Source organism: Actinomadura decatromicini, from assembly GCF_008121305.1.
GTDB classification, from domain to species: domain Bacteria; phylum Actinomycetota; class Actinomycetes; order Streptosporangiales; family Streptosporangiaceae; genus Spirillospora; species Spirillospora syzygii.
Window position 1 is genome coordinate 572,406 of record NZ_VSRQ01000001.1, and the last position, 13,251, is coordinate 585,656.

Below are 13,251 nucleotides of genomic sequence, written 5' to 3' on the forward strand. Positions count from 1 at the left end.
CGGCAGGTCCACGCCCCTAACATGCCGCTTTGGACGACCGTGGGGGTTCGTCCATCAGTACCCAGCAGTGGTGCTGTGGGCGAGAACAGGGGGCCGGTGTGCGCGTGTATGCGGTCGTATTGAGCACGGCGGGCAACCAGAACTACATCTTCGGGTCCAACAAGCGGAGAGAGAACGTCGGCGCATCGCATCTGATCACCTGTGTTGAGGGCGAATGGCTCGCCAAGGCTTTGGCGGAGATCGGCGTGGACGGCCGCCGACAGCGCGTTGAAGAGCACGGCATCGAGGTGGTGACCGCGAACGCGGGCGGCGTGACGATGCTCGTCAGAGACCGGAAGATAGGTAGGCGGATCGTCGGGAGTATCACCGAGTCCGCCCTGCGGGAAGCGCCCGGGCTGGATGTGTGCGGCGCAGTCGGTGAGGCCATTGAATGGGGGAACGCGAAAGAGGTCGCTGACGGTATCGCGGACACCAGAGAGCTTCTCACGGTCGCGCGGGCCAGGAGGCGCGGGCCGAGGTTGCGGTTTCCGGGAGTGCCGATCGCAGCACGATGCACGTCGAGTGGCCTGCCCGCTCATGGTGTCGTCAAGCTCCATGAGGAACGGTCGCCGGAGGCCCGCTCGGCACCGAGTCTGGCGAAGTTGAACGCCTTTGATTCGGCGCTGCTGCGGCTGGCCGTCAAGATGGGGCTCTGCGCCGAGAACGACGAAAGCCAGGAGGCGGCGGCCCGACGCACGCTCCGCCAGATCGTCGACCATCTGAACCACAAAGCGGAATGGGTCGCGGTCGTCCATGTCGACGGTAATGGCCTGGGGAAGGTGTTCCAGCACTTCGCGTCCATCATGGGCGGCCCGGGAGACATTCCCGCGGACGAATACACCGAGGGGTTGCGCAGCCTTTCTGATGGCGTGGACGAATGCGCTCGGGAGGCTTTCCGGTCGGTGTTCGCGAAGTTGCGCCGCGGCAGGTGGACGGCGGATACGGCCGAGCCTCCGGTTCTCCCGCTCATCCTCGGGGGCGACGACCTGACGGTTGTCTGTGACGGTGAACTGGCCCTGCCATTCGCTCGCGATTACCTGGAGGAGTTCACCCGGCTGGCCAACGAGCATGGGGCGGTCGGCGGCGTCCTCAAGCAGGTGGAGGAACTGCGAGGGTTGGGCGCCTGCGCGGGTGTCGCCATCGTGAAGCGCCAGTATCCGTTCCACAGTGCCGTCCACCTGGCCGAACAACTAACCTCCGAGGCGAAGGCGGTAAAGAGGGAACTGGGGCAGGACAAGAGCGCTCTGTCGTTCCACGTCCTCTACGAAAGCGCGTTCGCCGATCTGCGGCGTCTGCGCGACCAGCAGACTCTCTCCGAAGAGGACACCTGCTTGACGGGGCAGCCCTACGTTGTGGGCGAGGCAAGCGACGCGGAGTGGGCCCGACACCGGCGCTGGGCCGACCTCGAGAGGCAGGTCGCCGCCCTGACCGCCAAGAACGACGGGACGCTTGTCATCTCGGGCGGCCAGGCGCATGAACTACGGTCCGCCCTGTTCCGTGGGCGCGAGGCCGCAGAGTCTCGGTTCGCGACGGTCTCCACCTGGCTGGGTGTAGAGGCGGTCCAAGGGCTCGCCAGCGACGGCTCGCTGTTCTGGCACGACGGGCACGTCCATCGCACCGGCCTTCTGGACGCGCTGAACGCCGCTCCCTTTCTCTCCTCGAAGGCCGACTCATGAGCCATACCATTTCGCTGACCGTTCGCATGCTGAGTGATTGGCACATCGGCGCGGGCACCGGACAGCACGGCCGAATCAGCCGGAAGGTGCTGCGCGACGAGGAGCACCACCTACCGTTCATACCGGCGAAATCCCTCAACGGCGTTTGGCGGGACGGCTGCGAGATCGCCGCACGCGCCCTCGATGCCGACGCGGATCCCGATGGCCCAGGCGTCTGGCATTCCTGGGTGGAATACCTGTTCGGCTATCAGCCGACTTTCCCCGGCGCCGAGGCGAGCGATGCGCCGGCGGCGCCCGCGCGGCATCCGCGTCCGGCCGCGCTGCGCTATCTCGGACCTCTTCGCTTTCCCGGTGATCTCGGCCAGGCCATCGCGGGGAATCCACGGCTCCGTGACGCGGTGACGTTCGTGAAGCCGGGCGTCGCGCACGACCCGGTGACCGGCGCGGCCAGGGACGACATGCTGCGCTTCGACGAGATGGCGCGTGGCGGCATGACCTTGGAAGGTACGGCGGAACTGTCCGACGAATTGTCGGAGGAGCAGCTCGGCTGTGCCCGTGCCCTGCTGTGGGCGGGCGCGCGGCTGGTGGAGGGCATCGGCGCGAAGCGGCGGCGAGGGTCGGGGCGGTGTCGTCTCGATCTCGGCGGCGCGGGACTGCCTCCGAGCAGTGGCGACCTGGCGCACTGGACGGCGAATCCGGTGTCACCTCCCGCCCCCGAACGGCCGCCCACACCCGATTCCTCCGAACGGCGAGAAGCGGGCGACGGCTGGGAAAGTGCCGTCCTACACATGACACTCGAGACGCCATTGCTCGCCTATGAGCGAACCGTCGGGAATCTCGTCCAGGGCCGTGATCATGCGCCGGGCTGGATGCTGCTGGGGCCGGTGCTGCGCCGCCTCGACTCGTCGGCCGCCGCCGCGGCGGCCCGCTGCGGGGACCTGGTGGTGACGCCCGCGACCCCGCAGGTGGACGGGGTACGAGGACACCCGGTCCCCCGCGTCTTCGACCGGAAAAAGGACGAGACGGAGAACGTCTATCTCAACCGCATGGTGGAGGGAATCCCGAACGGTGACGCATTCAAGCGGGTCCGGAAAGGATATGTCTCGGGTTCGGCGAACGTGGCGGTGGAGACGCCCGGCTTCGTCCTGAGGATGCACAACACGATCGAAGACGAATTGCAGCGTCCGACCGAGGCGCTCGGCGGCGTCTACGTGTACCAGGCGCTCGCGCCCGGGACCGTGCTCGTGGCCGAGGTCAGGATCCGGCGCGGCATCCTCGAAACCGGGTGGTGGAAGCGCCTGAACGGCCGATGGCGGCTGGGGCGCTCCCGCAAGGACGACTACGGCCTGGTGTCCGTCACCGCCGAGCCCAGCGAGCCCGCCCCTCAGTCGGCGTCGGTCATGAGCGGTGACCGGTTGCGCGTCTGGCTGCTGTCGGACGTCCTGGTCCGCGATGACCGGCTCGCCCCGAGCGACGACCCTGCCGATTTCGCCCGTCTCCTGGAAAGGGCGTTCGCCACCGCCGGAGCGGACGGCGTGGAACTCAAGCCGATCATGCAAGAGCGCGATCGGAGACCGTCAAGCTACGAGATCGCCCGGACCGACTCGTGGCACCGCGGATGGCGGCTGCCTCGCCCCGTCCTCCTCGGGTTCGCGGCCGGTGGCTGCCTGACCTTCGAGATGACGGCGGGTCGCGTCGGCGCGGACGTCCTGGCGGAGGTCGAACGATCGGGCATCGGCGAACGGCGCGGCGAGGGCTTCGGCCAGATCCGCGTCAACGACCCGATCCTTGTGAACAGGTTGCCCGGGAACGCGAGCGAGTCGGTGGAGAGACCGCCCCGTCCGACCGTGCGTCGGCTGGCGACGGTCGACCCCGGCCACGCCGGTGCGCGCCTGATCGAGGCGGCCGCGTGGCGTGCGGAGATCTGGCGGCTCGCCGAGGAGCGGGCGGCTCAGCCGGACGAGGTGCTCGGCCCACTCGAAGAACTCTCGGCGACGCGGTTGAACGCGCTACGCCGCCTGTTCGTCCATCTGGACGAAGAGAGCGAGCAACTCAAGGCCCGCATCACCAGGCTCACGAAGCGATGGAAGGCGCCGAAGGCCACGGCCGCGATCTGCGCCCTGCTGGCGGACGGCGACGTCTGGGAGAAGCTCAAGTTCAGCGACCAGGACGGGTTGTGCCTGACGGTCGACGGCCCGGAAGTCCTCCCCCGCGAACTGCGGGCCGAGGCGCTGCGGTCACTGCTCACGGCTTGCCTCGCCGCCCACACTCGCAGCCTCGCCGCCCGCACTCGCAGCAAGGCCCACTCCGAGGAGGCCGACGGATGACCCGCAGGAGAGGACGTCCGATGGACCGGCGGCTCCGGGTACGCGGGTGGCTGCGCATCCAAACGCCGCTGCACGTGGGCGGTGTGGCGCTCGACCCGGCCGAGGCGCTGCCCGTCGCGGTGGACGGGCAGGACCGCGTCTACGTGCCCGGCACGAGCCTCGCCGGGACACTGCGCGCCTGGATGCGCGGTGCCGATCCCCGAACCGCTCGTCTGAACGACATGTGGGGCTACGAGGAGGAGGGGAAATCAGATCCCGGCGGCCAGGCCAGCCGAGTTGTGGTGAGGGACGCGGTCGTCACCACCACGACCGGAACGGACGGCGACGGAATACCGAACGAGCCGCTCAGATCGCGGGCCCTCCCCGTCCTCCACGGCGTCGGCATCGACCGTGTCACCGGCGCCGCCGCATCGGCCTTCCTGTACGCCCGCACCGTCGTCCCGCCCGGTCACTACCTGTCGTTCGAGGTCGACGTCGAGACGACCGACGTCCTCCTCGCCCGTGACCGCGCCCGCCTGCACGCGCTGCTGACGGCCTTGAAGTCGGAGGAGATCGGGATCGGCGCCGCCAACGGCAAGGGCCTCGGTGTCGTGACGCTGATGCCGTCCCCGCTCGACGTGCACGAACACGACCTGACCAGCCGCGAGGGGCTGCTCGCCTTCCTCTGCGGCGAGCCCGAGCGGTTCGAGGAGGCGGCGGTGGACGCGGGCGCCGCCGACCTTCCCGCCCGCCGGGACCGGCTGACCGTCCATCTGCGTTGGAAGCCCGACGCGCCCGTCATGGTCCGCGCCGCGGGTGAGGGCGCGACGATCAAGACCCTGCCGCTGACCACGGAGATCGGGGCGGGCACGCTCAAGCTCACGCTGAGCGGCAGCTCGCTCAAGGGGGCCCTCCGCAGCCATGCCGAACTCATCGAGCGCACCGCCCGCGGGCTCGACGCCCCGCCCCCTCCGATCCAGGACGCGGTGAACGGCACTGAAGGCAGCACGGCCACCGCACCCGCACGCGCACGTCGGCATGCCGAAGCCTTCCTCAAGCAGCTCGACGGGCTGGACGCCGTACGCATGCTCTTCGGCGCGGCCCGTCGCACGGCGACCGACGACGCGCCGACCGCCTACCCGTGGGGCGCGGGCGCGTTGACCGTCCATGAATGCGTGAGCGAGACCGCCATTCCGTCGGACGTGTGGGACATCGTGGTGAACGGCGCACCGGACAACGGCGACGACACTGACCGTCCGGCACCACCGCCGTCGGTACGCGACGCCCTGGCCGCCCGCGGACTCGACCAGGCCGACCACGTCGCCATCGACCGCTGGACCGGCGGCGCCGCCGACCAGTTGCTGTTCAGCGTGCTCGAACCGCACGGCGTCGACTGGGAGCCGATCCGGCTGACCGTCGACCTCACCCGGCTCGGCGGTCATCGGGACGTGGCGCTCGCGCTGCTCCTGCTCGTCCTGCGCGACCTAGAGCAGCGCCGACTCCCGCTCGGAGGCATGGTCAACCGGGGATTCGGCGACGTCACGATCGAGTCCATCGAGTTCTCCGGCAACGGCTGGACGGCGGAGACGACACTCGCGGACGCCCTCCGGCACGGGAACCTCGCGACCGCGTGGCGCGAATACGCAGGGGGAACGCGATGACCGGCACGACCTTGCACGTCGCGACCCGCGACGGGCTCACGTTCACCGAAGCCATGGAGAGCGCACCGGACGGGTTCGCGCTGCTCACCACACCGTGGCGCTACGAGATCGTCACCACCGATGGAGCGCGTCGCTCGACTCCGGACGGAGTGTTCGAGGCGCGCGTGTTCAACGAGCACACCGAATTGCGCTGGCTCAACGACGCCGACAGCGGACGCACCGTCCTGCTCAGCGAAAATCCTGCTGCTCTCCCGCCTGCGTTCGCGAGGTCCGAGCCATTGGAGGCCATCGGCACGCTGAGGGGCGGCTACCTGTTGTGGGGAAAGGCCGTCCAGGCGTCGGACGGTTGGACGACTCTCAGCACTGAGCACATCGGCAGCCTGCGTGTTCCGGGCGTATTCGGCAGGGGTCATCACGTGGCGTTGGCGACCTGTGAGTACATCGCACGCGACCCGGAGCACGGCAACGCCTACATCGCGGAAGAACGCCTGCTGTCCTTCGAGCTCTCCGAGCCACTGCGCAGGGAGAACGCATGAACGAGAAAAAGCCGCCGACTCCACACATGGTTGCGAAGAACATCCGCAACAAAATCGTTCCCGTCGAGACGCGGCGGAAGCCGAGGACGCCGCCCGCTCCGGCCAAACAGAGACAGCCGCGTGCGGAGAACGGTCGAAAGGGGCGCAGGGAGCCGTTCCTCAACCCGTATACCTTCGTTCCCGCTTTTCCCCGTGAGGGAATGACGGGTGCCTTCGCCGACGCCGTCCCCCAGGGCGCCGATCGGCTGCATGAAGAGAACTGGACAGGCACGATCGGGGTCCGGCTCACTGTCCAGACGCCTCTTCTACTGCTCGACACCGCCCGCGCTTACAACGCACCGGACATCGAAGAAGGGCACCTCACCTACCCGGTGCTGCTGCGCGACAGCCGTCCCCATCTTCCGGCAACCGCGCTCAAGGGGATGCTGCGCGCCTCATACGAGGCGATCACCAACAGCCGGTTCGGTGTTTTCACCGGCCATGGCGAGCGCCTCGGCTGGCGGCGCGTCGCCGATGACGCGCGCGATGTGAAGCCCGTCCGCGTCGGGAAGGACGGCAAGACGCTGGAGTACTGGATCGCCGCCAAGCTCCCCTTCTATCCGGACAAGTCCCGCCTCCCGTATTCGAAGAACGGGCCGCCGAAGCACGGCGAGCGTGTCTGGGTGAGAACGAGACGTGGCAACAACGCCGAGGAGGTCACCGGCATCAAGCCGTACTCCCAAGGCCGCCCCTCGTCCGATTGGAAAGAGGGCCATGTCTTCATCACTGGTCGGAACGTGGAGACGAAGCACGATGAGCGCGTCTTCATCCAGCAGCGCCGTCCCGTCACGACGAAACTGACCGACGATCTCCGGGAGCGCTGGGACGCTCTCATGGAGCACCACCGCAAGCACCAACAGGACATCGAGACCGACGGCGAATTCGACATCAGCCCGCACCGGAACAACGAAGAACAGCGCAAGCTCACCCCGGGAACGTTCTGCTGGGCATACGAGAAGAACGGATGCGTCGAGGCGCTGTATCCGGTCATGATCCCGCGCGAGCTCGCCATCGCGAGTCCGGCCGAGATGGTGCCGCCGATGGTCGAACCCGCGTCCCGCTACCGCGAACTCTCCCCGGCCGACCGCGTGTTCGGCTGGGTCGCCCAGGACGGCTCCGGGACTCGTCCGGCTGCGTACCGGGGACGGCTGCGCATCAGCGACGTCAGCTGCGTCACCGCCACCGACAAGGCCGTCAAGAAATTCCGGGACGGCCTGCCGCTGTCGATCCTCGCGCAGCCGAAACCGACGCAGGGCCGGTTCTATCTTTCTGAAAGCGCCGCCGAGCCGCACCGCCCGATCAAGAACGGCACGCCCAAGAACGACGTGCACCGCGCCCCGGACAGAGCCCTGCGAGGCCGCAAGGTCTACTGGCATCACAAGCGAGCGGCCGCGAACGACTCCTACTGGAAACCAGAGCCGACCAACGGCGATCCTACGCAGCACCTCATCGACGGCTTGTTGTACCGGGAGTACCGGCGACCGAACGCGCCGCCCGGCGAAGACAACCCGCTGACTCGCGACAAGACATCCTTCGCGACGACCGGCGCTCCGCAGCGCGACAAGCAGAACCGCTCCGTGCTCGGCTGGATCACCCACGGAACCGAATTCACCTTCAGCATCGGCGTCCGCGACATTCCCGAGGTTGAACTCGGAGCCCTGCTCTGGCTGCTGACGCTGGACGGCGATCACCACCACCGCCTCGGCCTCGGCAAGCCGCTCGGTTTCGGCAGCGTCCGCATCTCCCTGGAACCTGAGAGGACGCGGCTCCACAATGGAGCGCAATGGTCGGAGTACTACCGCGACCTCACCGGAGAGCTTCCCGATTCGTCGACCGAAGCCGTCGTACGCACCTGCATTCGGGCCTTCACCGAGGCGGCAGAGCAGCAGCCCGGATTCACAGAGATCACGGACGCCTTCCTAGCGGCGGCCCACGGCAGCGACGACCTCCCCGTCCATTACCCGCGCGCCCGGCCCAAGGAGATGCGAGCGCAGCGCACACCGCCGAATCCCTCCGGGGAGTCGTACGCCTGGTTCACCGCCAACGAGAAAATCGACAAAAGGACCGTCGCGCCGGGCCGGGGCCGCTCCCTCCCGTCCCCCGGCGCTCCGCGAGACCATGACCTTGACGTCTACGACGAAGAGAACTGAAAAGGCCGACGCACCGCCGCTGCTGATCCACCCGATCGGTGGCGGCGACCTCGGCTGGCCACCGCTCGCGACCTCGCCCGCGCCGATCGACTTCCACGGCGGCCCCGACGATCGCAGGCCCCTGCGCAAGGTCTTCGACGGTCTCACCGAGACCGGAACCGAAATCAGCGGACTGCTGCTGATCGGAACGACAAACGTCCACGGACCGTCCCAGCGGCCTTTCGTCGAACACGCGCAGGCAATGAAGGAACTGTTGTCCTCTGAGGAAGGTCTCTGCGGCCGGACGTTCCCGAAGGACGACGTCCATATCGCTCAGGTCAGCGAACCGACGGTCCGCCACAGCGTCAAGGCGATGAAACCGGAGCTCACAGCACTCGCGCCCGGCGAATGCCTGCTGACATCCGGGGCCGGCTCCTATGCCCTCGGCGCGGGCGTGCTGCTCGCCGGTATCGAGACCGGCGTGCCGATGACGCTGCTGCCGGTCGACGAACCGTCCGCCGCCTACCGGCTGCGCGACCTGATCGACCCGCATGACACACTCCGCAACTGGCTGCTACGGCACCGCTTCTGGGACGAGCTCGCCGCCGTCGACCCGCCGAACGCCGATCTCTGGCGGCTGCTCGCCGCCCGCCAGCGCGCCGACATCAGCCTCGCCGAGGCCACCGCCCCCTCCCCCAGGTTCAACCAAGGGAGACTCACCAAATTCGCCGAGCTGTGGCCGACCGTCCAGGCCGCCTTTTACGAGCGCCTCGCACGGGGCGAGGCCATAGACAACTCGCTGCTGCGCGCCTGGTTCACACAACGGATCAGCAAGCCGTCCAAGAAAGAGGCCGCCACGGTCTCCGCGTCGGCGGAAAGGGTGCTGGACGACCTCGCGAGAAAACTCAGTGACCCCGAGCAGCGCGGCGGCGCCGCCCTGATCAAGGACGCCCGCCGCCGGCTCTCACCCGTCCCGCAGGCCCGCCACGCGGCGCTCGTCGGCGACGCCGAGTTCATCGACTTCTTCGAGAAGAGCGCCTCGCACGAGGCCCATCTCGTCCCGCCGGGAGCCCGCCGCCTGCCCGGCTCCCTCCTCGCGAACGCCGACCAGTGGGAACAGGGCGATCTGGTGCCCGCCCTCGTGGAACAGTGCGGCCTGACGGCGTGGCCCGTCCTGGGGACCGGGGACGTCCTCGTCCTGATGTGCGTCGGGATGGTCACCAAGGACGACCCGAATGACAAGGAGGGTCACGCGGCCGTCCGGCAGGTGATCGACTGGGCGTCCCGGCGCCGTAGCGCCCTCGCCCGCCCCGGCAGGATCAGGCTGCGCCTGCTCGCCAGCGGCGAGACGATGGAGCGGGCCGGCTCGTGGGTCACCCTGGCCAAGTCGACCGCTCCCGCCGGGAGCCTCGACGCCGCCGTCCTCGGCCCCTTCTCCACCGAACCGGGCGACGCCGCCGACATCAACGCCGCGCTTCTCGCCGAACTCGCCAAAGCCGAGCCGACCGGCCTGTACGGCTCGACCAGCCTCCGCGACGTGGACGAAGTCCTCCTCGTCATCAATTCCGGAAAGCCGGTCACGGTGAACGGCATGGTCGCGGCCGGGGTCCAGTGGTCGCTGAACGCCGCCTGCCCGCTGCGCGTCGCCGAACTCGGCCGCGACCGGGCGCTGCGGACCGTGATCAACGAAGCCGGTCTGACGCTGTGCCGCCTCGGCATGGACGCCCGCCTCGCCCGCCTCGCGTCGTCGGCCGTCCGGCGCCTCGACACCCGCACCGCCTGGCAACTGCTCGCCAACGGCTCACCGGCCCTCACCGACGCCCGCGACGCCGCCGCCCGCCTCCATCGAGACCTGTACGGCCACGCGAATGCGACCACAAGCATGGACGCCCGCTGCAAGGCGGCCTGCCGACGCCTCGAACTGATCGCCCATGTCTTGGCGGACGAACCGTGGCCCGCCTGCTACACAGCCGTCGAAGTGCTCCGTCCCGGCCTTTTCGGCTGGGCTGAGTGGACGGCCCTCAGGCAGCGTTTCGCACCGCTCCGGAAACTGAACGCCTACCGTAACGAAACCCCTTACGCCCATCTGCTCGACAGGCTCCGCGAGGGGCGGGCCGGACAGGCGGCGAAAGCAAGGAAACGGCCGCCCGCCTCGCAGGTGATCCTCGAAGAACTCCGCGGCTGCGTCGGCGCTTTCCAAGAACTTCGTTCTCCGCGCAGCCGCCAAAGCGAGCCGGACCGCGAACTCGTCACCCGTCACACACGCCTCTGCGAACAGCTCGAAAAGCTGGGCGAGGATGCCCGATGAACAGGAATTCCAGCCCGCACCGTTGCCGCACGCCCGACCACTAGCGCAGCCTTTCCGGGATCGCCCGACCGATTACCGGGCTGTAAGCGAGTAACCACTTGACGTGAGTTGAGGGACTCCCGATACTGGTGACCGTTCGACGGCTGCGGCCGAAGAGCATTTCGAGGCCCTGTGCCTCCTGAGGAAGACCGGGTCCCCGGGTTTCACACCCACGGGACGACGGTCTATTCGGACTACCTCAGGGGGTTCTGTGCGGCCCATCTCTCATCTGGCCGACCGTGACGACGCGATCGCTTACGCGGCGTTCCACACCTTCGTCTCTCCGGCAATGCGCGCCGCCGCGCGCGTGCCGCTACGTCGGGCCAGGCACGCCGGACGCGCCTGCCTCGCGCCGACCGGTGACGGCTGGTGCGCCGAGTGCGAGGAGACGGTCGACGATCTCCTCATGGAGAGCTCCGCCAAGCTGCGACGCGCGCTGGGTGGGGAGATGCCGAAGACCCGTGCGGGGCAGCCCGTCCGCGAAATGGTTCTGGTGTGCGAGCACCTGACCTCGGCAGACGCACGGAACGAGGACGCCGCCACCTGGGCGATGAAACTGCGCCGTGCGGAAGGCGGTGACGAGCCGTGGTTGCGGGCGGCCTGGGCCCAACTCGTCCATTACCCGCTGCTGCACCTGGAAGAGCGGACAAGGCGCGCGGACGCCGTTCGCCGGGGTGCGTCGGCGCGTCCAGATCGAGATCTGCGCCAAGCCGCTTGGGCGGCTCCGCTACGAGGCGACCCGGCGGCCCTTGAACTGCTCATTGTGCTGGTGTTCCGGGTGCGTCGTAGGGTCCCCGATCCATTCCACGTGCCGGACGATCTGCGAGAGCGTCACCGTTTGACACGGACGGAAGCGTCCCGACGTTTGGGAACGGCGCTGGTGGCGCTGCGTGCGGCCAATCCCGGATTCTTCGCCGCCAATATCGGTGAGCCGGTGACCGGCCACGCTGCCAAGCCGCCGGTGGACCCGCAGGACAGCATCACGACGGTCGTCGAACAGGCACGGGCTCGCGCGACGTTGACCCGCCTGCTCACGGCCCGCGCGGACGAACCCATGCGTCGTGCGGCGCGCCGCAGGTCATACCGACATCTCATCGCGGCCATTTGCGCTCTAGGCACCGGGCGGCGCGCGGCCCCGGTCGCCATGGCCGTCCGGGAACTCGGCGTGACCCCTACGCAGGCCGCTCGCATGGTTCGCCGTCTGGCGATCCTGGTCGCCGCGGCGGGCCTCGAGTGGACGGACCAAGCGGTGGAAGCGGAGCCTGTCGGTGCAGGCGCTCTGTGAGCCCGCGCGATGGTCACTCTGCGCCCACCCACCGTCGAATCTCGGCGGCAAGCCGCCCGGCGTCACGCATGCTGAGCATCACGTCCACCACCAGGTCGGCCGTGCCCAAAATGAGCGACACGCCCTCGCCTCCCGGGCGCACCGCGAGGCGCCGAACAACGACGGGGACGTCGTCGCCGATCACCTGTTCTCCGACCGTCCGCTCGGGCTGCGGGAGGCATGCGATCTCCCCCTTCTCAGCAGCGGTGAACAAATGAAGAAGGTCGGCACCAAGCGAGGGCGTGTCCAAGTCCGCCCGGACGGTCCGGCTCGTCTCCCCTTCGGCCAACGTCAGTACGGCGAACGGCCCATGGAACCAGGCGACAACACCGTCCACCGTCACCTCGCGCGGGCCGTAAGGTCGGGCGCGAACGCGCTGCGCATAACACTCGGAACGGCTCATAGGAGTGGGTGCTCACGCAGGAACACCGCCAACACCATCAGCCCGACCCGCCCTCACGGCCGAGCACCGAGGCCGTGCCTTCGTCCGCCCCTGCCACGCTTCCGCCAGCAACCTGGGCTCGCCCGTCCAGCAACACTCGATCGACGACCATCAACTCGACCAGACATGGCGTTCGTCTCTCGCCGTGCATTCCCACACCCCCAACAGATGGACGAAAGCCAGCACCCGCCGTCCCAGGAGCAGAATCGAAACAGAGTTGATCAAGCAGTTTCAGCGACATGCCGGAGTCAACAGCACAACCGACGGATCGCTGCACAATCCGCTTCCAACGAACTCAGCTTCCTCCACCGCACCTGCAGCTTTACCATGGGGTCCTCATCGCCCCTACGAGGGTTCGCAACGCGAGGCCACCATGTTGATGGCTCGTCCCATCGCGTCCTCATCGCCCCTACGAGGGTTCGCAACGCGCGGTCGGCGCCGCATGAGGTTCAGGGCGGCAGTCCTCATCGCCCCTACGAGGGTTCGCAACTCGTTGCAGCATGGGACGATGCTAAGGAACTCCCGGGTCCTCATCGCCCCTACGAAGGTTCGCAACCTGGGGCGGTGTCCCGGCCGCGCTTGCGGGCCTCGGTCCTCATCGCCTCTATGAGGGGGTCAGGCCAGGACATGCCTCGAGAGGGGCCCCTCATGCGCCTGTTCCGGCCTCGTGGGAATGCCGCCTCGGATTCGGGGGCGTAATTCCACGTGCTTTTGATCTCCCTTTGTGCGGGGCGGGTCCGGGTCGAGGCTGA

At 68.4% G+C, this 13,251-nt stretch carries 8 protein-coding genes; 7 read left to right on the forward strand and 1 reads right to left on the reverse strand.

Translation table 11 applies throughout. From position 1 onward, the window contains the following. The first annotated feature begins 98 nt into the window (after positions 1-98). The 7 genes from FXF68_RS02240 (at position 99) to FXF68_RS02270 (ending at position 12,018) form a co-directional block, all read left to right on the forward strand. A complete protein-coding gene (locus FXF68_RS02240) occupies positions 99-1,715 on the forward strand; it encodes a Cas10/Cmr2 second palm domain-containing protein (RefSeq protein WP_148757213.1) in 1,617 nt (538 codons plus the stop codon). Further along, positions 1,712-4,042, forward strand: coding sequence for an RAMP superfamily CRISPR-associated protein (locus tag FXF68_RS02245; RefSeq protein WP_187437669.1), 2,331 nt, complete (start codon positions 1,712-1,714; stop codon positions 4,040-4,042). The genes FXF68_RS02240 and FXF68_RS02245 overlap by 4 nt, the downstream gene beginning before the upstream one ends. Beyond that, positions 4,039-5,682: an RAMP superfamily CRISPR-associated protein gene (locus FXF68_RS02250; RefSeq protein WP_148757215.1), complete on the forward strand. Its 1,644-nt coding sequence runs from the start codon at positions 4,039-4,041 to the stop codon at positions 5,680-5,682. Before FXF68_RS02245 ends, FXF68_RS02250 begins: the two co-directional genes overlap by 4 nt. Next, a complete protein-coding gene (gene csx19, locus FXF68_RS02255; protein ID WP_148757216.1) occupies positions 5,679-6,218 on the forward strand; it encodes a type III-D CRISPR-associated protein Csx19 in 540 nt (179 codons plus the stop codon). Before FXF68_RS02250 ends, csx19 begins: the two co-directional genes overlap by 4 nt. After that, the gene (locus FXF68_RS02260) at positions 6,215-8,407 is read left to right on the forward strand and encodes a TIGR03986 family type III CRISPR-associated RAMP protein (RefSeq protein WP_148757217.1); all 2,193 of its coding nucleotides are present in this window, start codon (positions 6,215-6,217) and stop codon (positions 8,405-8,407) included. The genes csx19 and FXF68_RS02260 overlap by 4 nt, the downstream gene beginning before the upstream one ends. After that, entirely contained in the window at positions 8,376-10,694 is a 2,319-nt protein-coding gene (locus tag FXF68_RS02265; protein ID WP_148757218.1) for a hypothetical protein, read from the forward strand. The genes FXF68_RS02260 and FXF68_RS02265 overlap by 32 nt, the downstream gene beginning before the upstream one ends. A gap of 250 nt (positions 10,695-10,944) precedes the next feature. Beyond that, on the forward strand, positions 10,945-12,018 hold the full coding sequence (locus tag FXF68_RS02270; RefSeq protein ID WP_148757219.1) for a hypothetical protein: 1,074 nt from the start codon (positions 10,945-10,947) through the stop codon (positions 12,016-12,018). A gap of 13 nt (positions 12,019-12,031) precedes the next feature. On the opposite strand, the gene FXF68_RS02275 is transcribed toward FXF68_RS02270, so the two are convergent. Next, the gene (locus FXF68_RS02275; protein ID WP_187437670.1) at positions 12,032-12,460 is read right to left on the reverse strand and encodes a hypothetical protein; all 429 of its coding nucleotides are present in this window, start codon (positions 12,458-12,460) and stop codon (positions 12,032-12,034) included. Positions 12,461-13,251 lie beyond the last annotated feature (791 nt).

Excerpts from the sequence above, each read along its gene's own strand:
- FXF68_RS02250 (WP_148757215.1), top strand. The coding sequence starts at position 4,039 with ATGACCCGCAGGAGAGGACGTCCGATGGACCGGCGGCTCCGGGTACGC.
- FXF68_RS02245 (WP_187437669.1), top strand. The coding sequence starts at position 1,712 with ATGAGCCATACCATTTCGCTGACCGTTCGCATGCTGAGTGATTGGCAC.
- FXF68_RS02260 (WP_148757217.1), top strand. The coding sequence starts at position 6,215 with ATGAACGAGAAAAAGCCGCCGACTCCACACATGGTTGCGAAGAACATC.
- FXF68_RS02275 (WP_187437670.1), bottom strand. The coding sequence starts at position 12,460 with ATGAGCCGTTCCGAGTGTTATGCGCAGCGCGTTCGCGCCCGACCTTAC.
- csx19 (WP_148757216.1), top strand. The coding sequence starts at position 5,679 with ATGACCGGCACGACCTTGCACGTCGCGACCCGCGACGGGCTCACGTTC.
- FXF68_RS02265 (WP_148757218.1), top strand. The coding sequence starts at position 8,376 with ATGACCTTGACGTCTACGACGAAGAGAACTGAAAAGGCCGACGCACCG.